Below are 22262 nucleotides of genomic sequence, written 5' to 3'. Positions count from 1 at the left end.
ATTCCTGTGCCTGTCAGGCCTTGGTGCTCATCCGGCGACGGACCGCGTAAGCTGCGCCAGCTGCCAGAATGAGACCGCCACCGGCGGCAACGACACCCAAATTGGGTCCGTCCGGGGAGGCCTGGGTGGTAATGCCGGTTCCCGGGGCTCCGGCAGGCATAGCGGTCAGTGCACCGCACAGTGCCGGTGAGGTAGCGGCCAGTGGCAGCGAGGGGACCAGGTCGCTAGGCGCCTTCTGGGCCGCAGCAGGCAAGGTGGCCGGATCCAAGCCGTGAACGACGACGACGGCCGTTCCGGCCTTGAGGGAATCAGCGGTTTTCGCATCCAAGGCGAAGGTCCGCTCGTAGGTGTACGCCGCACCCATTCCGGCGACCTTCAAATCGGTGGCGGCCGCCGGGCTGGTGTCACCGCTGGTGGACAACGTTGCCCCGATCCCGCCGTAGAACGGGGCGCCTTCGGTGGTGCTGATGACGCCGTCCTTGCTGGTGTCCGCTGACATGTTCGGGCATGTGCCCTTCGCGCCGATGTGGATGTGCTGGACGTGTGGATAAGGATTGCCGTCGAAGGTGGCTGCCAGGCCGGAGACGCTTTCCGTGACGGTAGCCTGGTTGCCGTTCACGGAGACCATGACAGTTCCGGAAGCGTTGCTGCCATTGAGTGCAGCCAGATTGGCCTGGTAAGTGCTGTTGTCCGCGGCGAGGGCCGGGCCGGCGGAGAGTGCAAGGGCGCCCAAGGCAAGGGCAGGGATAATCAAGAATGCGGGCTTCTTCATGAAATTTCCTTCGATGAGAATAAACGTTCCCCCAGTGGGACGTCCATAAAGTTGACCCTAACTGATCCTTGTGCCCCCTGTCACAAAAATGAGGATATTACAAAATCTTTAACCGAAAGGCCGCTACCGGGGCAGACTCCGCTGTGACATGGAGAGGGCAGTTTCTGTCAAACACTGAAACGCAGATTCATCATTGCCTCAATCGGCTCAACCAAACCCGCCATGTTCTGCAGTACTTCATGCATGGCCCTCACCTTGTCATCGTTCGGCGTCTCCTCCAGCAAAGGAACGTGCGCACCAAATGGTCGGGAACGGCCGCGAGCAGATGGCGAGGCTGTTTGACTATTCGAACGTGGTTACGGGGTGGGGCGGCAGGGACAGCGCGGGGGCAGTGTGCTTTCCGGATTCTTTCGTTGTAGTCCATCGACGTAGACGCCAAGGACGAACTCGCTGCCGTTGAAGCCGAGACAATAAGTTGTAAGCGAGAGGGGAGAACCTCTCGAGTTGCAGTACGTGTGGCCCTGCTGCAAAGGAACAGGCTTTAAGGGTGTTGAGGTTTCCAGAGGTGTTGTGGATGCACACCCAGCCAGCAGCACCGAGCCGAACCGTACAGGCGGATTTGGCCCTGCACCTGCATTTTATGGGTGAACCGATCTTAACTTTGTGGTCCTGATGGGTTCACCGGAGAATTCTTCCCGAATTTTCGTCGAAATATTCTCCACTCGCGGGGCTGTGTGGCGATTTTTCCTTTCCTGCGTGGTTGGGGTAACCGGGGTAGAGCGGGGAACAACGTTCACGAGGAGAAGCGTTGGCCCAATGCGCGGTCCGCCACAGATACGGTACGGGCACCATAAGGTGGTCTGGGCATGATCGGCACTGCCAACAATGAATAGTTGGCAAGGCCTTTACGTGCAGGAGTCTCGGCACGTACTCTGACAGTTATCGCGGCCGCTCCGGTCGTGGCGAGGGTATCGCAGTGCTGGGGTGTGCTAGAGGATTCATTCTTGCCCCCGCCATTTCATTGAATGGCAGGAGAACAAAATGTTCGACCAGAAATTCATTACCAACGCAATGACTCACAGCGCAGAAAACAACCTCGACCGCCGTCGACTGTTCAGAGCCGCCAGTGCTGCAGGCATCGGAGGCACGGTCGCGCTGCTGTCCGCCACCTCCGCATCAGCCCATCCGGAAGAGGACGAGGACAACGGGAGGAAGGGACCCAGTGATTCTGCGATCTTGAACTTCGCGTTGAACCTGGAATACCTTGAGGCCGAATTTTACCTTCGTGCAGTAACTGGAATGGGACTGTCCGACAACCTCACGGACGGCAGAGGGAAAAAGGGCGGAGTCACAGGCGGCGGCAAGGTACCGTTCACGCCCGGCAGCCTGGTCCAGAAGTACGCGGCAGAGATCGCGGCAGATGAGGAGGCTCATGTCAGGTTCCTGCGCAGAGTTCTGGGAAAAGCCGCCGTTGCCCGGCCGCCGATCGACCTTGATGCAAGCTTCACCGCAGCCGCTCTCGCCGCAGGACTCATCACCAAGGGCCAGACCTTCAGCCCATTCAAGGATGAAACCAGCTTCCTTCTCGGAGCATTTATTTTTGAAGACGTCGGCGTCACCGCGTACAAGGGTGCCGCCCCGTTCATCGACAACAAGACCTATCTTGAGGCGGCTGCCGGCATCCTCGCTGTAGAGGCGTACCACGCGGGCATCATCAGAACCACCTTGTACGCCCGAGATCTCCAAGCTCCCGCCCATGCCATCTCCGACGCCCGCGATAGCCTGGACGGCACAACAGACCTCGACCAAGGAATCGGAACCGACCAGGTAGCCAACCTCGTGCCCACCGACGCCAACGCCGTGGCTTTTAGCCGTACCACTGCACAGGTCCTGAACATCGCCTACCTGACCCCAAAATCGGTCAAATCCGGCGGGTTCTTCCCTCACGGCGTGAACGGAAAGCTCAATAGAAGCGGTGGCAGCTTAGGGCATTCATCCTGAGACGATAAGTCCTGGCCGACCACCAAACGGGGCGGGCGAGGGCACGCCGCCAGCCGGGCAACTGAGCCAACTTTCCACGGTGTCGCTGGCACAATCAGAGATTCAATTCGAAACTAAGACAGCGCGGAATTTTCCAGAAATACGGAAACGACTGATTCGCAAATATTTCGTGTCAGTCCGTCTGAAAGGGGTACCAACAGCAGGGCAGATGCAAAGTCTTTAGCGGGGTGATGGTGTCTCAAGATGTGAGACTTGAATTCAAGGGGACAGTAGCAGCTCAGGTAGGTGCCCTTGGGGAAGTATTGGCGTGTGAGCCTGTTGGTGTTTTCGTTGGATCTGCGCAGGTGGGCTGGGCGTAGGTTGGCGGCAGGCGCTCTTGAAGGTGTTGGAGAGGTAGGCCTTGCCATGGTCACAGACGATGGTCTCAGGCACAATGACCGGTTTCGCTGCAGCCCTGCGAGTCGTCCGTCAATGGACTTCATTCACCGGAAAGGCAGTGCTGAGGTTGCCATGGATTCGGCCTGTGACCAGCCTGGCCGCATGAGCTCCGGCGTCATGCACCTAGCCAGCAGCAAGGCCGCATCCACGGCCTTGGTGGTGGGGCGGATGACGGCGGCGGGGATGCTGCGGGTAGCAATATCAACCATCGCCGTCAGCTCACCGCGTCCACCCATGCCGTCGTTGAGTTCAACGGCGGTACCAGGTCAGTGGAGTCGATCTGCATCAGCTCCCCGGGCCGCACCGGGTAAACGGCACCGAACGGTCCGGATGGTTGCTGGGCCAGGGTCCGCCGAGTCCGGGCCGAGCCAGTGGGGTGTCTGCCTTCAGCCAACCGTCCGATCAGGCGGTGAAAGGTAGCGCGGGACGGCATGGGCACGGTCCCTGGGCCGTGTTCGTTCTCCAGTTGTTTACGCCCCTGCTTCATCAGCCGGTCTATGGATCTGGTTGACTGCTGGGTGTTGGCCTCCAGGATTGAGAGCAAAGCATCGAAGACTCGTTGATCGGTTTGCCCGGCGATCGGAACTTTGCGGATCAGCCGTTGATCGATCAGCCCAAGAATTCCTTTCTTCATCATAGGCGTAGCGCAATCTTTGGAGTGAACCAATGCCGAGCGTTTCGCCGAGTTCGTGAAGCTCAATCAGTTTTGTTTGCGCACGCTGACGCAGTGAGGTTCGCATGACGTCGAAGTCGCGGCGTGCAGTCTGGACAATCCCGACATCGCAGGGGATGCCGTCCAGGATCTCGGTGATATGGCTTTCCAGGCACAGTGCTCTTTTCTGTACTTCGGCGGACAGCGAGTCAAACAGCATGGACGGGCCCGCGATACGCCGCTGTGATATCGCCGTCGAGGGCTGTAACCGTGTACGTAATTCCGTACAGCTCGACGTCATCGCCAAGCAGAACGGGTCCTGTGCTCATGATGAGCCCCTTAGCGGCACGGTTGAGTCCAAGCGAAGAAGTCTGAGTCCAAGGGTCAGTGGATGCTTCTGCGTCCAGAGCAGGTGAAACAGGGGTGGCACGACGATAACGGCTTCACCGGCCGCTGTGATCAGTTCACGCACTGATGACGGACCGGATTAGCTTAATTGTTCCATCATGAGTGCCGCGGATGCTTCCTGCAAGCATCGTGGATGTCGGTATCCGGCGATCCATCTGAGGTTGGTCCGGTGTGGAAGGTAGTCCCCGTCCGCTGGTAGGCCCAAGCAACTGAGGCGCAACTGAGGCGCAACTGAGGCGCAGAGCTGTGCTGTGGCATCGAATACGTTTTGGCGAGCTGGTGTCACACGGTCGTCGGGTCGAACATCGAGAACGAGGGCGGTACCATCAGTGTACCGAACGAAATAGTCAGGCACATGTGAACGCTGGGGGAGTGGCGTTGGCAACGTGATGCGGAACCAACGTGGCGCTGGTTCGTTGCGCACCACCACAAGCTGGCGAAGTTGCTCTGTCCTTTGAACGCCACCACCGGGCGGATGGGAAAGACCTCCTCAACGGGTATCGACCAGCAGTCTGAGAGGTGGCCTGGTGGTTGGCGCAGGGGAATGCTGCTCCCTGAACGCCAGGGCGTCTTTGGCGCCTGGAATCCATCCTCGTCCGGTACTAACATCGGACGCCGTGAGTTCACGTCCCACGTGTCCACTGTAGGCCGGCAAGTCCTGTCGCTGACAGACATTGGGTGAGACACGCGCAGCCGATGCCTCATCTGTAATGAGACAGGACACCAAAAGCCATGCAGCGGGGAACCCCAATTTGAAGTTACTTTACATAATGTAGATTATCGGCGCACGAATAAGTCGAATTTCACCTGCTGGGATAACCCGGAAGCTTGAGATATTTGATCAAGTTTCCCGCAGCTGATAGGTGTCCGCGCGACGGGGACAGTTGTTGGCTACGGGAGAGCATCTGCATTGGAACATGGGACTGACCTACGAGTTTGGATTTTGACATCCATCATCTGATGAATGGTTTCAGCATCTGATAACGGAGGCCGAGAAGCACAGCATGTCGATCGCGCCGCGTTTACGGATGGTTTCCCGTTTTCAGGGGTACACCGGTGACTGCCCTTGGGCGTGGTCCGCTCAGGATATCGAGGAATCTGCGGATGAGTTGAGCACCCGTGATCAGCGAATCACGACAGGTACTCTCCTCCTCGCCTATGGGCACGCACGCGGTACAGATGGGTGTGCGCGGGTTTTAGTTGTCAGTTTCAGATAATTTCAAAGCCTCGGTCATTGTCCCTTGGCGATCTCCGTTGGGCCAGTTCTGATACTTGGCTCGGATAAAGTAATCGACTCCAAATTGGTCCATATTTCAACTAGGGACTCCAATTCAACGCCACCGAAACCCCAGACGCTCCCCGGCGATGCCGGAGCGCGTCTCTTTGGACAACCTCTCTCAGGACCGTTCTCGCGGTCTTGATTTTTGCAGGGCGAGGGCGACAAACGACGCAACCACAAACCCGCTGCCGACTATGGCGACCCAAACCTGCTGATGTTCCATAAAGCCAGTGCCAATCAACAAGACTTGAATTTGGCTAGCAATGCTCAAGACAAGTAAGACGAGTCCGACAACTGCAGTGAGAGCGAATGATTCTCATAACGGCCAGCACGTCCATAGAACCCAGTTAGTGACGGCCGTGGACATCAGCGCAGCCGAGACAACGACCGCCCCTGCCACCGATGAAATCGATTTTATTAGGTTCATCGTGGCTGTTCCTTTCGATACATCTCGTATGCACTAACCCTTTAGTGTATACAGCACTATAAACATTTGTGTCAATAGTTCAATTATATCCAAGTAGACCATGGCTCGACTCCCTGGCCATGTGATCAAATTTGTGTAAAGAATCGTAAATTAGTCCAATTGGCTGATGATTTGACGGTAATGAATTGTCCGATTGGATAGAATATTCGCCGTTCGTGATTAGCTGTTGAACAGTCAATGGCCAATTTGGGCTGCACACTGCACCAGGTATGCTCCGAGCTGCTTCGACAACGTAGTTTTCCCGGCTGCGGGAATGCCATTGATGAACATCAATTACTGCGCCATGCCTCATCCTAAGCAGCACCTCTGTGCCCTACGATGTTTGGTTGGTTATGACGTTCAGGGCGGCGAACCCGGCACCGTTGAACACGATACGCTACCGCCAAATCAACGATTGTTCGGACGCGTCGCACACCGCCTGTCCCCGTGGCATCAGGAACGCTTTCAACGCGGTGATCCATTGCTCAAACTCATCCAAGTGGGCGTCATGGCTTGCCTGTTCCAAATCCACGCGCAGGGTTCCGGGCCGGTGGCTGAGGAACGCATTCTTCTGTTCGTCCGTGAACATTCCGTTGTCCGCGTACATCACCAGCGTTCGGGCCTCAACGGCGGACCATTCATCCCATCGGGGTTCCATGACGGCCCTGAGGCAGTCCATCATGATGTCCGCATCAAAACGCGGCCAGAGCCCGTCGCTGCGCCGCTCCAACGCATTCGCCCAGGCATTCGAAAGAGATGAATTGCCCAGAAATTCCCTGGCCGCGGCGTCGTCTGCAAACGGCACGGGCCAACTGGCAAAGAACGTGCCGAGTTGGACCGCGTCCTCGGATGCACCGGAACCCGCATCGCCTTCAAGCAGTACCAGCGACTGAACAAGGTCCGGACGGATGGCAGCAACCAACATGGCCGTATGGGCGCCCATCGACTGACCGACCAGATGTATTGGATGGTCGGGACCGACATGCTCAATCAGAGCCACAACGTCCTGGACGTAGGCGCGCCTTGACACGTCACTCGGTCGCCGGGTGCTGCGACCATGCCCGCGCCGGTCAAGCGCCACCGCCCGGAACTGCTGTGCCAATCCGGCCATCGTCGGTGCGAACTCCCCCGACTCCCCCGCCAGCCCGTGCAGAATCGCCACCACCTGCCCGGAGCCACAGGCCAAAAAAGACTGCTCAACTCCGTCGCTGGTGATTGAATGCCGTTCGAAACCCGCGTACAAAGCGCTCTGTTCCGCAGCACCCGGAGTATAAGTCGAATTAATGTTCGAGCCTTTCGTCAGGCACCGACGTAGGCCGCGAGATGCTGGCCCGTCAAAGTCGACCGGTCTGCCACAAGCTGCGCCGGCGTCCCCTCGAAAACGATGGTGCCGCCGTCGTGCCCGGCACCGGGGCCAAGGTCGATGATCCAGTCGGCATGCGCCATGACGGCCTGGTGGTGCTCGATCACAATGACCGACTTGCCGGAGTCGACAAGGCTGTCCAGCAAGCCCAGCAGCTTTTCGACGTCGGCCAGGTGCAGTCCGCTGGTCGGCTCGTCCAGTACATAAACCCCGCCCCTCTCCCCCAAATGCGTGGCCAACTTGATGCGCTGGCGCTCACCGCCGGAGAGCGTTGTCAACGGTTGGCCCAGCGTCAGGTAGCCAAGTCCGACGTCGGACATCCTGCGCAGGATCTTGTGCGCGGCGGGAAGTTTGGCCTCGCCGTCGGCAAAGAATGCTTCCGCCTGGTCCACGGACAGGGCCAGCACCTCGCTGATGTTCCGCCCTCCCAAGCGGTAGTCCAACACGGCCTCCTGGAAGCGCTTGCCCTCGCACTCCTCGCACACGGTGGAGACGCTGGCCAGCATGCCCAGGTCCGTGTAAATCAAGCCGGCGCCGTTGCACGCGGGGCAAGCGCCCTCCGAATTGGCGCTGAACAGGGCCGCTTTGACCCCGTTGGCCTTGGCGAAGGCCTTGCGGATGGGATCCAGCAGGCCCGTGTACGTTGCCGGGTTGCTGCGTCGCGAGCCGCGAATAGCGCCTTGGTCCACCGTGACCACGCCGTCCCGCCCGGAGATCGAGTCGCGGATGAGGGAGCTCTTTCCCGAGCCGGCAACGCCCGTCACCACGGCCAGTACGCCCAGGGGGACGTCGACGTCCACGTCCTTGAGGTTGTTGGTGTTGGCGCCGCGCACTTCCATGGTCCCGGAGGCCGGGCGCAGCGATTCCTTGAGCGAAATCCTGTCATCAAGGTGCCTGCCGGTCACGGTGCTGCTGGCCCGCAGCCCGGCCAGGGTGCCTTCGAAGACCACTTCCCCGCCCCCGGAGCCGGCGTGTGGGCCCAGGTCGATGACGTGGTCGGCAATCGCAATGGCCTCCGGCTTGTGCTCAACGACAAGGACGGTGTTGCCCTTGTCCCGCAATTGCAGCAGCAACGTGTTCATGCGGGCAATGTCGTGCGGGTGAAGTCCGACGGTCGGCTCGTCAAAAACGTAGGTGACGTCGGTCAGGGAGGATCCCAGGTGCCGGATCATCTTGGTCCGTTGGGCTTCGCCGCCGGACAACGTTCCGGAGGGGCGGTCCAGTGAAAGATAGCCCAGCCCGATCTCCACGAAGGAGTCCAGGGTGTTCCCCAATGCAGCCAGCAGCGGGGCCACACCCGGCTCCGACAGGCCGTGCACCCAGGCGGCCAGGTCGCTGATCTGCAGGGTGCAGGCGTCGGCGATGTTGATGCCTGCCACCTTGGCGGAGCGGGCGCCCTCGTTCAGCCGCGTGCCTCCGCAGTCGGGGCATGTGGCAAACACGACGGCGCGCTCGACAAACGCCCTAATGTGCGGCTGCAGGGAGGGGGTGTCCTTCGCGAGCATCGACTTTTGCATCTTCACAATGACGCCCTCATACGTCAAGTTGATGCCGTCAACCTTGATCTTCACGGGCTCCCTGTACAGCAGGTCGGCCAGTTCCTTCTTCGTGAACTTCCCCAGCTTCTTGTCCATGTCAAAGAAGCCGCTGCCTGTAAAAATGCGACCGTACCAGCCGTCCATGCTGTAACCGGGGACGGACAGGGCACCCTCACCCAGCGACTTTTCGGGGTCGAAAATGGCGTCGAGGTTGAAGTCGCTGACCTTGCCCATGCCCTCGCAGCGCGGACACATCCCTCCGGTGATGGAAAAGCTGCGCCGTTCCTTCACCTTTTCTCCCCTGCGTTCCATGGTGACGGCGCCTGCGCCGCTGATGGAGGCCACGTTGAAGGAGAAAGCCTGCGGGGAGCCGATGTGCGGCTTCCCCAGGCGGCTGAAGACTATGCGCAGCATGGCGTTGGCGTCGGTGACGGTGCCCACCGTGGAGCGCGGGTTGGCGCCGAGCCGCTCCTGGTCCACTAGGATCGCCGTCGTCAGTCCCTCCAGCACGTCCACGTCGGGGCGCGCCAAGGTGGGCATGAAGCCCTGCACGAAGGCGCTGTAGGTTTCATTGATCATGCGCTGCGACTCTGCGGCGATGGTGCCGAACACCAATGAACTCTTGCCCGATCCGGACACGCCGGTGAACACCGTCAGGCGGCGCTTGGGGATATCAACGCTGATGTCCTTCAGGTTGTTCACCCGCGCGCCCTGGACCCGGATCAGGTCGTGCCCGTCAGCAGCATGGCCCTCGGCGCCAGGGGTTGCACGCGTTGCAGGTGCTGGCGTTGCGGGCTTCGCAGCAGTGCTCATCAGTGTCTCTTTCCTAGGACACGGCGGGCTTGTCCACCGTGAAAAATTCGCACGTGGCATTGTAGTAGTTCTCGGTTTGGCCCTGGTGTTCCATGCCAATGCGGCGGCACACGCTCTGGGACGCTTCGTTGGCGGGGTTTGTCACCGCCACCACCTGTTCCAGGCCTGCGGCAAAGGCGTGCTCTAGCACAGCGCTTGCCGCTTCGGTGGCGTAGCCGTTGCCCCAGTGGTCGGGGTGGAAGTGCCAGCCAATTTCGACGTCGGCGGAGTCTTCCAGCGGCTCCTGCCCCGATGCGGGGATGGGCTTGAGCAGCAGCGTCCCCACCGGGGCGCCGTCGTCCTTGCGCGTCACGGCCCAGATTCCATGGACTGGATGGTCGATGCTTTGGAACCGGGCCACTTTGTCAAGGGCCTGGTTGCGGCTGTCCATGACGGCCGGCTCGTTGCCGATGAAGCGCTGGACCACCCAGCGCGAGTACAGGTCAAAGACGAAGTCGACGTCGGTGTCTTGCCACGGGCGCAGGGCAAGTCGTTCAGTGTTAATGGCTTGGGTCATTCACATATTATGCATGGTTGACGCCCTTGGCTGCCGGAGCAGCCCCCGGCAGGGCGGGTGCCCACGTAACATTGGACGCGCTAGCGTTCCTGTGGCGCCCCGCCGCTACGCGTCAAGGAGCTGACGCAGCACGTACTGCAGAATGCCGCCATGCATGTAGTAGGCCTCCTCGGCCGGGGTGTCGATGCGCAGGGTGGTGGCAATCTCCCGGCTGTTCTCTCCGTCCTCGACGCGCACCATGATCTCGCGCGGCAGCGGACTGACGCCGGCAAGTCCGGTGATTGAGTACGTTTCCATGCCCGTGAGTCCCAATGATTCTGCCGTGTCGCCGCCCTTGAACTGCAGCGGAAGCACGCCCATGCCGATCAGGTTCGAACGGTGGATACGCTCAAAGGACGTGGCGATGACTGCCTTCACGCCCAGCAGGACGGTGCCCTTGGCCGCCCAGTCGCGGGAGGAACCGGAACCGTAGTCGCTGCCGGCGATGACCACCAGCGGGGTGCCCTCGGCCAGGTATGCGGTGGAGGCGTCGAAAATGGTTTCCACCGGACCGTCGGCCGAGCGCTTGGTGAAGCCACCCTCGACGCCGGGCACCAGCAGGTTGCGCAGGCGGATGTTCGCGAAAGTGCCCCGGATCATGACGTTGTGGTTGCCGCGCCGGGATCCGTAGGAGTTGAAGCTTGCTTGCTCCACGCCTTGCTCCAGCAGGTATTCCCCGGCCGGTGAGGACTTCTTGATGTTGCCCGCCGGGGAGATGTGGTCGGTGGTGACGGAGTCCCCCAGCAGGGCCAGTACGCGTGCATCCACAATGTCTTCCACGGGGGCCGGCTCGCGCTGCATTCCGTCAAAGTATGGGGGCTTGCGCACGTACGTGGAATCGTCGGACCAGGCAAACATGTCGCCTTCCGGGACAGTCATGCCGCGCCAGTTCTCGTCGCCGTGGTAGACGTCCGCGTAGCCGTCCGTGAACATTTGCGCTTCCAGGCTGGCGTCCACCACCTCCTTGATTTCCGCCGTCGTGGGCCAGATGTCCTTCAAGTAGACGGGCTGGCCGCCGGTGCCTTCGCCCAGCGGCTCCTTGAGCAGGTCCACATGCATGCTGCCGGCCAAGGCGTACGCGATGACAAGTGGCGGGGAGGCGAGGAAGTTCATCTTCACTTCGGGATGGATGCGGCCTTCAAAGTTGCGGTTGCCGGACAGGACGGCCGCAACAGAGAGGTCGTTGCCGTTCACGGCTTGGCTCACTTCCGGGATGAGCGGGCCGGAGTTGCCGATGCACGTGGTGCAGCCGTAGCCCACCAGGTCAAAGCCGAGCTTTTCCAGGTAGGGTGTGAGGCCGGCCCGATCGAAGTAGTCGGTCACCACGCGGGAACCCGGTGCCAGGGTGGTCTTCACCCACGGCTTGCTGGAGAGCCCCAGCTCCACTGCCTTTTTGGCGAGCAGCCCTGCACCGATCATGACGGACGGGTTGGAGGTGTTGGTGCAGGACGTGATGGCGGCGATAACCACGTCTCCGTGGTCGAGGGTGAGATTCTGCCCGTCAAGGACCAGTTCCGCCGGGTCGCTGGGCCAGTCGAGGGCATCATCGCCGTCGTTGTCCTCATACACGTGCGGCGGCTCGTCCCGTTCGCTCCTGAAGTTGATGGCAACGGGATCGCTGGCCGGGAACGACTCGTCGCCGGCGTCGTCCAATCCCCCGGCGTGCACTGCTACCGTCTGGGACTCCCCCGCCAGCAGCCCGCGGACTGCACGCTTGGCGCTGCGCAGCGGGATCCTGTCCTGCGGCCGCTTGGGACCGGCAATGGAACTTTCCACCGTGGCCAGGTCGAGTTCAACAATTTGGCTGAACTCCGGTGTGTGGTCCGGGTCGTGCCACATGCCCTGTTCCTTGGCGTACGTCTCCACGAGCTTGATTTGGTGCTCCGAGCGGCCGGTGAGGCGCATGTAGCTGAGGGTTTCGGAGTCGATCGGGAAGATGGCGCACGTGGAGCCGTACTCCGGGCTCATGTTGCCCAGCGTGGCTCGGTTGGCCAGCGGCACATTTGCCACGCCGGGACCGAAGAACTCCACGAATTTGCCCACCACGTGCGTCTTGCGCAGCAGTTCCGCCACTGTCAGCACCAAGTCGGTGGCGGTGGTGCCCTCGGGCAGTTCGCCACTGAGCTTGAAGCCAACCACTTGCGGAACGAGCATGCTCATGGGTTGGCCCAGCATGGCAGCCTCGGCCTCGATGCCCCCCACTCCCCAGCCAAGGACGCCCAGCCCGTTGACCATGGGTGTGTGCGAGTCCGTGCCCACGAGAGTGTCGGGGTAGGCCTGCTTGACGCCGTCGACCTCGCGGGTGAACACCACCCGGGACAGGTATTCCAAATTCACCTGGTGGCAAATGCCGGTGTCCGGCGGGACCACAAGGAAGTCATCGAACGACTGCTGCGCCCACCGCAGCAGCTGGTACCGCTCCTGGTTGCGCTTGAATTCGTACTCTGAATTGATGGAAAAGGCGTTGGGGACGTTGAAGACATCAGCGATGACGGAGTGGTCAATGACCAGCTCGCCGGGAATGAGCGGATTGATCTTGGTGGGGTCCCCGCCAAGATCCGCCATTGCATCGCGCATGGCCACCAGGTCCACCACGCACGGAACGCCGGTGAAGTCCTGCATCAGCACGCGGGCAGGGGTGTACTGGATCTCCCTGCTGGCCTCCGCGTCCGGTTCCCACTGTGCCACCGCGCGGACCTGCTCCTCCGTGACAAGGCGGCCGTCCTCGTTGCGAAGCAGGTTCTCCAGCAGTACTTTCAGGCTGTAGGGCAGGCGAGCCGAACCAGGAACCTTGTCCAGCCGGTAAATTTCATAGCTTTGTCCGTCCACGGCCAGTGAACTGCGTGCGTCGAAACTGTTCGAAGACATGATCATCCCTTTTCTCTGCGTGCCCCTTTATCCCACCATAGTCCGCAGGGCAGGGAAGGCAACAGGGTCGGCGGGAGCTTGCACGCAAACAAGGCCAGGCCTTGGCACAATGGACTAGGCACATCGAGCCAGGCACATCGAACCAGGCACAACGGAAGCCAAGAGAACCCCGGGAGGGACAGCATGAACCATGCCCCAACAGTGAAGCTCGACGCCGACCGCCTCGAGCAGGCGGTCGCTTCCGTCCTGGACGCCGCAGGGCTGCCCAAGATTGTGCAAGCCGGGCACCCCGTGCTGCGTGCCCGGGCGCTGCCTTTCACCGGCCAGCTCAGCCCCGATGAGCTCGGCCGGCTCATCGAGATCATGACCGAAACCATGCGGGCGGCACCCGGCGTCGGCCTGGCCGCACCGCAGATCGGCATTCCCCTGCAGCTTGCCGTGCTCGAGGACAAGTACGAAGTCGACGCCGACATCGCCGCCGCCCGCGACCGCGCCCCGCTGGAGCTGTTCGCCATGCTCAACCCGCGCTACAGGCCCGTCGGCACGGAGCTGGCCAGCCATTATGAGGGCTGCCTGTCGATGTCGGGATGGCAGGCCGTGGTGGATCGCGCCGCAATGGTTGATTTGGCGTACGACGACGAGCACGGCACAGCGCGCACCCGCCGGTTCTCGGGGTGGCAGGCGCGCATTGTCCAACACGAAAGCGACCACCTGGAAGGGACCCTGTACATCGACAAGGCCCACACGCGCTCGCTGGCGGCGGCCGCCGAGTACAGCGAACGCTGGGCGGGTCCCGGCATCGCCGCAGCCCGGGCTGCGCTGGGGTTCTAGCGGACTCCGATACTGCTGGCGCACCCTAAGATAATGGGATGGAAATCTCTGCCGTCAATGCCCTGCGCTGCCCCCATTGCAGAGAGGGTTTTGCCGCCCCGCAGGCCACGGAGCACTCAATGGCCTGTGCGGGGGGCCACAACTTCGACATTGCCCGCCAGGGATACCTGAACCTGCTCACGGGCCACGGCACCAAATTCGTCCCGGACACCGCCGCCATGGTGTCCGCCCGCGACGCCTTTCTGGATGCCGGACACTACAAGCCACTCAGCGAGGCACTCGCCGAGCTCGTGGGGGCCTTGCTTGCCGAACCCGCCCTCCCAAGCCCGAAGCTGATCGTCGACGCCGGCACCGGAACCGGCCACTACCTGCACCAGGTGCTGGCAGCCTGCTCCCCCGGCTCCCCCGGCGCTCGCAGGCCGGCGGCCGTGGGCCTTGACATCTCAAAGTTTGCCCTGCGGCGTGCAGCCCGGCGCAACCCGGAGGCCGTGAACATCGTGTGGGACTTGTGGCGGGAGCTGCCGCTGGGAACCGCCGTTGCCGACGTCGTGCTCGTCATTTTCGCCCCGCGCAATGCCAGCGAATTTGCGCGCATACTCAAACCCGGCGGATCGTTGGTGGTGGTGACTCCGCTGCCGCAGCACTTGGCGGAAATCGCCGCGGAGGCCGGCATGCTCGGCATCCAGGCGGACAAAGAGTCCGCGCTCACGGCGTCGCTGGCAAGCCATTTTGTGCCAACGGGCAGCCGTGAGGTGGTGGCCACGCTGCAACTGAGTCCGGCCGACGTCGGCCATGTGGCCTTGATGGGTCCGGCCGGGCACCACCTGGATCCGGAGCAGCTTGCGGAACGCCTGGCGCGCCTGCCCAAGCTCACGACAGCGACCGCGGCGTTCCGGATTTCCGTTTTCCATCCGCTTCCGGAGACGTCAAGGGTGTCCTGAGGGATCCGATTCCAGCGGCAGCTCCACCATGGCAGCCCGGGGATTCTTGGCGTACAGGTCCACATGCAGCCAGCGCAGCGTCAGCTGGGTCAGCGGGCCAATGCCCACGGCAAAGGCGGCCGTCCCCGCGCCCACCACACCGCCCAAAACGAAGCCCGCCACCACAACGGAAAGCTCAATACCAGTCCGGATGAGCCACACGGGCCGGCCGCTGACACGCACAAGGCCTGTCATGAGCCCGTCGCGCGGCCCTGGGCCAAGGCCTGCACCAATGTACAAGGCCGTGGCGAAGGCCAACAAACAAAGTCCGCCGGCAAAGAGCAGGGTTTGCAGTCCCACGTGGCTGGCCTGCGGAATGAAAGCCAGACCGAGGTCGGCAAAGACGCCCACCAGGATCGCATTGGCAATGGTGCCAAAACCCGGCCGCTGCTTCAGCGGTATCCACAGCAGCAGCACCGCGCCACTGATGGCGATGGTGCACAGCCCGAAGGAGATGCCGGAAGTGCGCGACAGGCCTTGGCCAAACACATCCCACGGCGAAGCACCAATATTGCCGCGGATCATCATGGCGATCGCCAACCCGTACATGGCCAAGCCCAACAAGAGCCGGACCAAGCGAATGCCGAGGTGGCCGGATCCAAGGAACGAGTGCATGGCACCAGTTTAGTGAAACTGGACTTAACCGCCATGGCCAATTCATCTATGGTGGCCCTATGAACTCTTTCGTAACGGGTCGTCGGCTGGCCCGTGAACTGGGCGAATGGAGAAGCAACGCCCCAGCGTACAAGGCCCTGGCCGAGCGGGTCCGGGTCCTGTTGCTGGACGGCCGGTTGTCCAGCGGCGCCAGGCTTCCCGCCGAACGCGAGCTCAGCCAGGCGCTGGAGGTCAGCCGCACCACGGTGGCGGCAGCCTATTCAAAGCTGCGCGAGGATGGTTTTCTGGCCAGTGTGCGTGGTTCGGGAAGCACACTGCACCTGCCAGGGCACCACCGTGGTGAATATGCGCTGCACCACGGGCTGGCCTTGGACTTCAGCAAGGCCACGGCCCCTGCCTATCCAGGACTGCAGGGCGCCTACGCCGCGGCGCTTGAAGAACTGCCGGCCTACCTGGTCCACGACGGCTTTGACATGGTGGGACTGCCCAACCTCCGTGAGAGCATTGCCCAGCATTACCGCGACAGGGGACTGCCCACATCGGCGGAACAGATTATGGTCACCATTGGCGCCCAGCACGCCTTGAACCTCGTCATCCGCACCCTGTACTCCCCCGGGGAACGGGTGCTGGTGGAGCAGCCCACGTATCCGCATGCCTTGGATGCCTTTTCCAGCGTCGGAGCCCGCATCCTGGCTTTCCCGGTGCGGCAGGACAGTGGCTGGGATCTGCAGGAGGCAGTCCTGCAGATCAGGCGCGCTGCACCCAGCATGGCCTACCTCATGCCGGACTTCCACAATCCCACCGGCCTGAGCATGTCCGTCCGGGAAAGGCAATACCTGGCAGCGGCAGCGGATCGTGAGGGGACGGTGCTTGTGGTTGATGAAACCACGGCGTTGCTGGACATTGACCGCGGGCCACTGCCACCCATGGCGTCCTTCTCCCCCAACGTGCTGACCCTGGGCTCGCTGGGCAAAGTGGCCTGGGGCGGGCTGCGGGTGGGTTGGATCCGCGGGCCCCGCAACATCATGGCGCAGCTTCTGCGCCACCGCCCCGCCGGCGACCTGGGCACGCCGATCATGGAACAACTGGCCGCCACCGCCCTGCTCCGGGACCTGCCCTCCATGACAGCCAACCGCAGCCTGGACCTGCGCCGCGGGCGCGACACTGCGTTGGGACTGCTGCGCCGACAATTGCCCCAGTGGAACGTCCATGTTCCTGATGGTGGCCTGTCTTTCTGGATCAACACTGGAGACGTCTCCAGTTCTGCGTTGGCCCTGGCCGCCAGGTCGGAAGGGCTGGGCATCGTGCCAGGACCGCGTTTTGGTGTTGACGGCGCCTTTGAACGCTATCTTCGCCTGCCCTTCAGCTACAGCGACGAACAATTGGGCGAAGGGATTGCCGTTCTGGGACGCATCGCCGGCAACGTCGGTTCGCACCCGCTGAGAATGCCATTGCAGGCCGTCATCTAACCAGACTTTCCCAGCCACGCGTAGTAGGCTCTTATATATGCCAAATAAGTCTCTAAGGGGGACTCAATGCTTGAATGGATTAATGACTTTGGCTGGATACTCTGGCTAACAGTTTTCTTGTTGCTGGCCGTAGCTGAAATGCTGACGTTGAACCTGTACTTCATTTTGATGTCCGTCGGTGCCTTGGCTGCCCTCATTGCCTTCCTATTCCACGCGGACCTGTGGCTGCAGATCGTCGTCTTCTGCGTCGTGGCCCTTGCCACCACCGTCCTGATAAGACCCTTGGCCCTGTCCCGCCTCCACCGCAGTTCCGCCGAACAGCTCTCCAATGTGGACCGGCTGATCGGCCACCGGGCAGTGGTCTTGGAGCCGGTCGGCCTCGGCGGCGGACTGGTGAAGATTGGCGGGGACGTCTGGACGGCCCGCATTTCCGGCGGAAGCCAGATCCCCGTTGGAGCAACCGTGGAAGTGGCGGCCATTGACGGTGCCACGGCCATCATCAGCCAGCCGTCCGCGCAGAAATCGGCCGGAACGGCTACAACAACAGCCTAGGTGCCGCTGCCGGGCCGCGGGCTCCTTCCCGTGTGCCGTAACGTCAGTGGTGCTTCAATTCTTGACATAGAAAAGAGGGGATTTCATGGGAGACGGAGCTGGCACACTAGTGTGGCTGTTTGTCGTTTTGGTCCTACTGATATTCGTAGTGATTGTTCTTGTTCGCGCGGTTCGCATCATCCCGCAGGCCCGAGCCGGCGTTGTGGAGCGGCTGGGAAAGTACCAGCGAACACTGAACCCCGGACTGACTGTCCTGATTCCTTTTGTGGACCGCCTGCTGCCACTGCTGGACTTGCGCGAGCAGGTTGTATCCTTCCCGCCCCAGCCCGTCATCACGGAGGACAACCTGGTGGTCTCCATCGACACGGTGGTGTACTTCCAGGTAACGGATCCCCGGGCGGCGACGTACGAGATCGCCAACTACATCCAGGCTGTTGAGCAGTTGACCACCACGACGTTGCGTAACGTCGTCGGCGGTTTGAACCTGGAAGAGGCACTGACCTCGCGTGACCAGATCAACGGCCAATTGCGCGGTGTCTTGGACGAGGCCACGGGCCGTTGGGGCATCCGCGTCAGCCGTGTTGAGCTCAAGGCCATTGACCCGCCCCTGTCTATCCAGGACTCCATGGAAAAGCAGATGCGCGCCGAGCGTGACCGCCGTGCCGCCATTTTGACTGCTGAAGGAACCAAGCAGTCTGCCATTTTGACAGCTGAAGGTGAGCGCCAGTCCTCGATCCTGAAGGCCGAAGGCGACGCCAAGGCTGCGATCCTGCGCGCCGACGGTGAATCCCAGGCCATTCAGAAGGTGTTCAGCGCCATCCACAAGGGCAATCCCACGCAGAAGCTGCTGGCTTACCAGTACCTGCAGACACTGCCCAAGATTGCCTCCGGCACCTCCAACAAGCTGTGGATCATCCCCAGCGAAGTCGGCGAGGCACTCAAGGGAATCGGCAACGTCCTGGGCAGCACCTCTGCCGACACGGACGACGCCGCCGACACCGCCTTGGATTCCGGGCAGTAACCAATCCCGACACAAGCGGCATGATGCACGCGGCCAAGCACGTATAATGGGTGCTTGGCCGCGCGGCATTGTGCCCGGAACGTTTAGAGACATTCCAGCTGCGCAGGAACAACTGCGCGCTGTGGAGCGTTGAAGCCAGAGACTAAGGAACCTTGACTGCCGGCACTTGGCGCAGGCAAGCAAGGGAACGAATTGCTGCCCCATGATTGGCTTGGGGCAGGGAACAACTTGAGGGAGAAGTCATGAGCGATCGCAGCCTGCGTGGCATGCGCTTGGGCGCACAGAGCATGGAGACGGAATCCGGTGTGGAGCCGGCTCCCCGCCAGCGCGTGGAGTACCGTTGCGCCGACGGTGAGCAAGTGTTTGTCATGTTCTCCGCCGAGGCCGATATCCCGGCAACGTGGATGTCCAAGACTGGCAAGGAGGCCCTGCTGGTCAACGGCGAGGCTCCGGATACCTCCAACGACAAGCCCGTGCGCACCCACTGGGACATGTTGCTGGAACGCCGCAGCCTGCCGGAGCTGGAAACCATTCTTGCAGACCGGCTGACCATCCTGCGGGAAAAGCGCGGCGAGAAAGTCTAGGCAGAAGCTGCCAAGCACACTGTGTAAAACGTGGTGTGAAGACAAAAGAGCGGTGGGCCACCCGGCATTCGGGCGGCCCACCGCTCTTTTGTGTTCGCTCGGTTGTGGTTGGACGCTGCTATGGCTTGCGGCCCCACAGCGTGTTCCAGCGCGCTGCCAAGCCCCACTTGGTGACGTTGACCATGGCTTCCTGAACAATGTTGCCGCTCATCTTGGAGTCGCCGAACTCCCGCTCCACAAACGTGATGGGGACTTCAACAACCTGCAGGCCCTTTTGGCACACACGCCACAGCATGTCGACTTGGAAGCCGTAACCCACCGATTCAACGGCGTCGAAGTCCAAGGCTTCCAGGGTGGTGCGGCGAAAGGCCCTGTATCCGCCGGTGACATCCCGGATGGGGATGCCCAACAGGACACGTGAGTACAGGCTGCCACAGGTGGAGATCACCTTGCGGTGCAGCGGCCAGTTGACAACTTTGCCGCCCGGCACCCAACGTGAACCCAACACCAGATCGGCGCCTTGGTCAATGGCATCCAACAGCAACGGCAGCTGTTCAGGCTGGTGGGAGCCGTCGGCATCCATCTCCACCAGCACGTCGTATCCCGCCTCCAAGCCCCAGGTGAATCCAGCCAGATATGCGGCGCCCAAACCCTCCTTGCCGGCACGGTGCAAAACATGAACCTGGGGATCGGAGCCGGCAAAGTCCTCCGCCCACGCCCCAGTACCGTCGGGGCTGTTGTCATCGGCCACGAGCACATCCGAATGGGGTACGGCCGCCCGCAGACGCATGAGTGTTTTGGGCAGCGACTCAATTTCGTTGTAGGTGGGGATAATCGTCAGGACACGCAGCAATTGGTGCCTTTCCGTGGTGAAAGAAAAAAGTAAGTGGGCCTGCGCTGCCCGGGCCGGATGATGTTTTCCACTCACGGCGGCCGTGCAGTCAACGCCAAGTCACCATTATAGGTGAAGAAGAAAGGGCACAAGATAAGCCCACGCGCCTTCGGACCAAATAGGACCGCGCACGAAGCGCCGTGACTATTTGTTTTCTACTGGTGCGTGGGCTTATCTGCCATGCGTCGGCAGAACGGTGGTCCGTACCGACCGGTACCCTCATGGTGGAGGTTCACCGCTCCCCCAAAACTAATTGCCCCGGGGCCCGGCTGTCAACATGGTCCTGACCTGCATCGATGGATGTCGTTGCAGGTCAGGAGCATATTTGCAGGCTGCACACATCTGCAGGTGAACAGTATTCAGGGCTGAAATCAAGGCCTCCGGCGCAGTTGGGCAAAGTTCTCCCCCACGTACAGTTCACGACCCCTGTGCACGGTTTGCAGGCAGCGTGGATCGTTCGCCGTGTCAAGGGCGGGCAGCAGTGGCGTGCGTGCCCGCGGGTCGGTAGACCAGGACTGCACCCTCTCGTCGGCCACCTGCACCATGAGCTCCTCCACTTCCCACACGGCGAAGCTGGCGGGAGCCCCCGGCACCAGTTGGCCGAGGAAGGGATTCTCGGACTTGGCTGCCCGCCAACCCGCCCGGGTGTGGCCGATGAAGGCTGCACGGGCCGAGATGCGCGACTCCGGATGGTGGTGGTTGAGGGCTGCCCGGACACTGGACCAGGGATTCAGCGGTGTGACGGGTGCATCCGAGCCAAAGCAGACGGGCACCCCGGCACCGTAGAAACGCGCCAGCGGATTGAGTTCCAGTGCGCGTGCGGACCCCAGCCGCTGGGAGTACATGCCCCCGGGACCGCCCCACAGTGCGTCAAAGGCTGGCTGCACGGAGACGCCGACTGCGTACTTGGCCAAGGCTGCCATGGCGGCGTCATCCACCATTTCTGCGTGCTCCAAGCGGTGTCCCGCAGCACGGATGGCCTCAATGCCCACCTTGCGCTCGGCCTGTTCAAGTCCAGCCACGGCAATGTCCATGGCGCCGTCGCCAATGACGTGGAATCCACCGCTCAATCCCAGCTCCGAGGTGGCGGCAAAATGGTTCGCCACCTGCTCAACGCTCAACTGCGCAGTCCCAGCGCCGGTAGGAGCGTCGGCGTAAGGCTTGCGAAGCAGGGCCGAGCGGGACCCCAGGGAACCGTCAATGTTGATGTCCCCGGCCAGTCCGAGCACCCCCACACCCAATCCGTCGAGCACCTCACGTGCCTCCTGGGCGCTGGAGACCAATTGGCCCCAATACGGCAGGACTTCCGGCAGGGCTTCCGCGCTGGCGTTGGCTTGGGCGTTGGCTTGGCCGCCCTCTTGTCCTTGGGCACCGGCCGTCAAGGCCATGAGGGCGGCCAAGTCCGCCGGGGAGCCGACGTGCGGGGCGCCCATCTCGGCCAGCGCCACATAGCCGTTGGCGGCGGCATGACGGAGGGCGCGCCGCTGGGCTGCTCTGAGTTGTTCGGGGTTCAAGGCACGGGCCGCATCCCGGGCCGTCGCGTGTGCAACGCCGCTGAGTAGCCCGTCGCCGTCCCATCCCGGAAGGGAAGCGAGCGAACAGCGCTCGGCCAAGGAAGCGGACACCAGCCCCGAGTGAACGTCCACGCGGGCCAGATACACCTCTCGGCCGCCGGCTGCCCGTTCCAGCTCGGCGGCACCGGGAAGCCGGGGATCGGCCCACAGCGAGTTGTCCCAGCCGTGGCCCAGCAGCACCCCGGCCGACACTCCGGCTGTCACGTCGTCGGCGGCGGCCACGGACACGCGCTCAAGCAGTTCCTGGGCACCGTGCACCGCTGCAAGATCCAGCGAGTCCAGGGCAAGGCCGGTTTCGGTGACGTGGACGTGGGAGTCGACAAAACCGGGGGCCACAAGTGCCCCGCCGAGGTCCACCTCCTGCATGCGCGAGTCCAGCAGCGAAGCGGCCGCATGTTCTGAGCCCACCCAGGCCACCACATCCCCGTCCACCAGCATGGCCGTGGCAAAGGGATCGGCGGCGCTGTAGACGGAACCGTTGCGGTACAAAGTCAATGACATGGAAAAGCTGTCCTTTCAACAAGACAAACGATAAAAACAAATACCCAGCC

17 protein-coding genes are annotated in these 22262 nt (G+C 61.9%); 7 read left to right on the top strand and 10 right to left on the bottom strand.

The window, feature by feature from the left end:
- Positions 1-13: 13 nt before the first annotated feature.
- A complete protein-coding gene (locus QMG25_RS16100) occupies positions 14-772 on the bottom strand; it encodes a hypothetical protein (protein ID WP_283462024.1) in 759 nt (252 codons plus the stop codon).
- Between the two features lie 1041 nt (positions 773-1813).
- Between QMG25_RS16100 and QMG25_RS16095 the strand changes: the two genes are divergently transcribed.
- Entirely contained in the window at positions 1814-2773 is a 960-nt protein-coding gene (locus tag QMG25_RS16095; RefSeq protein WP_283462023.1) for a ferritin-like domain-containing protein, read from the top strand.
- A gap of 482 nt (positions 2774-3255) precedes the next feature.
- On the opposite strand, the gene QMG25_RS16090 is transcribed toward QMG25_RS16095, so the two are convergent.
- The 6 genes from QMG25_RS16090 to QMG25_RS16065 form a co-directional block, all read right to left on the bottom strand.
- Complete coding sequence (locus QMG25_RS16090; protein ID WP_283462022.1) at positions 3256-3420, bottom strand: hypothetical protein; 165 nt, start codon at positions 3418-3420, stop codon at positions 3256-3258.
- Between the two features lie 5 nt (positions 3421-3425).
- Positions 3426-3911 (bottom strand): hypothetical protein, encoded by a 486-nt coding sequence (locus tag QMG25_RS16085; RefSeq protein ID WP_283462021.1) that lies wholly within the window; start codon positions 3909-3911, stop codon positions 3426-3428.
- Between the two features lie 2502 nt (positions 3912-6413).
- Positions 6414-7202 (bottom strand): alpha/beta fold hydrolase, encoded by a 789-nt coding sequence (locus QMG25_RS16080; protein ID WP_283462020.1) that lies wholly within the window; start codon positions 7200-7202, stop codon positions 6414-6416.
- A 113-nt stretch (positions 7203-7315) separates the two neighbouring features.
- Entirely contained in the window at positions 7316-9730 is a 2415-nt protein-coding gene (locus QMG25_RS16075; RefSeq protein ID WP_283462019.1) for an ATP-binding cassette domain-containing protein, read from the bottom strand.
- A gap of 13 nt (positions 9731-9743) precedes the next feature.
- Positions 9744-10286, bottom strand: coding sequence for a GNAT family N-acetyltransferase (locus tag QMG25_RS16070; RefSeq protein WP_283462018.1), 543 nt, complete (start codon positions 10284-10286; stop codon positions 9744-9746).
- A 105-nt stretch (positions 10287-10391) separates the two neighbouring features.
- Positions 10392-13196 carry an aconitate hydratase gene (locus QMG25_RS16065; protein WP_283462051.1) on the bottom strand — a complete coding sequence of 935 codons (2805 nt, stop codon included), beginning with the start codon at positions 13194-13196 and terminating at the stop codon, positions 10392-10394.
- A gap of 180 nt (positions 13197-13376) precedes the next feature.
- On the opposite strand from QMG25_RS16065, the gene QMG25_RS16060 reads away from it, so the two are divergent.
- Both QMG25_RS16060 and QMG25_RS16055 read left to right on the top strand, forming a co-directional pair.
- On the top strand, positions 13377-14024 hold the full coding sequence (locus QMG25_RS16060) for a peptide deformylase (RefSeq protein WP_283462017.1): 648 nt from the start codon (positions 13377-13379) through the stop codon (positions 14022-14024).
- 38 nt (positions 14025-14062) lie between these two features.
- Complete coding sequence (locus QMG25_RS16055; protein WP_283462016.1) at positions 14063-14965, top strand: putative RNA methyltransferase; 903 nt, start codon at positions 14063-14065, stop codon at positions 14963-14965.
- On the opposite strand, the gene yczE is transcribed toward QMG25_RS16055, so the two are convergent.
- Positions 14951-15619 (bottom strand): membrane protein YczE, encoded by a 669-nt coding sequence (gene yczE / locus QMG25_RS16050; RefSeq protein ID WP_283462015.1) that lies wholly within the window; start codon positions 15617-15619, stop codon positions 14951-14953. The two genes, QMG25_RS16055 and yczE, sit on opposite strands and share 15 nt — an antisense overlap.
- A gap of 59 nt (positions 15620-15678) precedes the next feature.
- On the opposite strand from yczE, the gene yczR reads away from it, so the two are divergent.
- From yczR to QMG25_RS16030, 4 genes are all read left to right on the top strand, one after another.
- The gene (yczR, locus tag QMG25_RS16045) at positions 15679-17088 is read left to right on the top strand and encodes a MocR-like transcription factor YczR (RefSeq protein ID WP_283462014.1); all 1410 of its coding nucleotides are present in this window, start codon (positions 15679-15681) and stop codon (positions 17086-17088) included.
- 66 nt (positions 17089-17154) lie between these two features.
- Positions 17155-17640 carry an NfeD family protein gene (locus tag QMG25_RS16040; protein ID WP_283462013.1) on the top strand — a complete coding sequence of 162 codons (486 nt, stop codon included), beginning with the start codon at positions 17155-17157 and terminating at the stop codon, positions 17638-17640.
- 85 nt (positions 17641-17725) lie between these two features.
- Positions 17726-18661: an SPFH domain-containing protein gene (locus QMG25_RS16035; protein ID WP_283462012.1), complete on the top strand. Its 936-nt coding sequence runs from the start codon at positions 17726-17728 to the stop codon at positions 18659-18661.
- Positions 18662-18903: 242 nt separating this feature from the next.
- Entirely contained in the window at positions 18904-19245 is a 342-nt protein-coding gene (locus QMG25_RS16030; protein WP_283462011.1) for an RNA polymerase-binding protein RbpA, read from the top strand.
- 118 nt (positions 19246-19363) lie between these two features.
- On the opposite strand, the gene QMG25_RS16025 is transcribed toward QMG25_RS16030, so the two are convergent.
- Positions 19364-20095 carry a polyprenol monophosphomannose synthase gene (locus tag QMG25_RS16025; protein WP_283462050.1) on the bottom strand — a complete coding sequence of 244 codons (732 nt, stop codon included), beginning with the start codon at positions 20093-20095 and terminating at the stop codon, positions 19364-19366.
- 413 nt (positions 20096-20508) lie between these two features.
- On the bottom strand, positions 20509-22212 hold the full coding sequence (locus QMG25_RS16020; protein ID WP_283462010.1) for an amidohydrolase: 1704 nt from the start codon (positions 22210-22212) through the stop codon (positions 20509-20511).
- Between the last annotated feature and the right edge of the window lie 50 nt (positions 22213-22262).

The organism is Arthrobacter sp. H35-D1, assembly GCF_030063185.1.
Classification (GTDB): domain Bacteria; phylum Actinomycetota; class Actinomycetes; order Actinomycetales; family Micrococcaceae; genus Specibacter.
Note: the sequence above shows the minus strand (reverse complement) of the source record. Positions and strands in the feature narration are given on the sequence as shown.

Excerpts from the sequence above, each read along its gene's own strand:
- QMG25_RS16100 (WP_283462024.1), bottom strand. The coding sequence starts at position 772 with ATGAAGAAGCCCGCATTCTTGATTATCCCTGCCCTTGCCTTGGGCGCC.
- QMG25_RS16095 (WP_283462023.1), top strand. The coding sequence starts at position 1,814 with ATGTTCGACCAGAAATTCATTACCAACGCAATGACTCACAGCGCAGAA.
- QMG25_RS16090 (WP_283462022.1), bottom strand. The coding sequence starts at position 3,420 with ATGGTTGATATTGCTACCCGCAGCATCCCCGCCGCCGTCATCCGCCCC.
- QMG25_RS16075 (WP_283462019.1), bottom strand. The coding sequence starts at position 9,730 with ATGAGCACTGCTGCGAAGCCCGCAACGCCAGCACCTGCAACGCGTGCA.
- QMG25_RS16070 (WP_283462018.1), bottom strand. The coding sequence starts at position 10,286 with ATGACCCAAGCCATTAACACTGAACGACTTGCCCTGCGCCCGTGGCAA.
- QMG25_RS16060 (WP_283462017.1), top strand. The coding sequence starts at position 13,377 with ATGAACCATGCCCCAACAGTGAAGCTCGACGCCGACCGCCTCGAGCAG.
- QMG25_RS16055 (WP_283462016.1), top strand. The coding sequence starts at position 14,063 with ATGGAAATCTCTGCCGTCAATGCCCTGCGCTGCCCCCATTGCAGAGAG.
- yczE (WP_283462015.1), bottom strand. The coding sequence starts at position 15,619 with ATGCACTCGTTCCTTGGATCCGGCCACCTCGGCATTCGCTTGGTCCGG.
- yczR (WP_283462014.1), top strand. The coding sequence starts at position 15,679 with ATGAACTCTTTCGTAACGGGTCGTCGGCTGGCCCGTGAACTGGGCGAA.
- QMG25_RS16040 (WP_283462013.1), top strand. The coding sequence starts at position 17,155 with ATGCTTGAATGGATTAATGACTTTGGCTGGATACTCTGGCTAACAGTT.
- QMG25_RS16035 (WP_283462012.1), top strand. The coding sequence starts at position 17,726 with ATGGGAGACGGAGCTGGCACACTAGTGTGGCTGTTTGTCGTTTTGGTC.
- QMG25_RS16030 (WP_283462011.1), top strand. The coding sequence starts at position 18,904 with ATGAGCGATCGCAGCCTGCGTGGCATGCGCTTGGGCGCACAGAGCATG.
- QMG25_RS16020 (WP_283462010.1), bottom strand. The coding sequence starts at position 22,212 with ATGTCATTGACTTTGTACCGCAACGGTTCCGTCTACAGCGCCGCCGAT.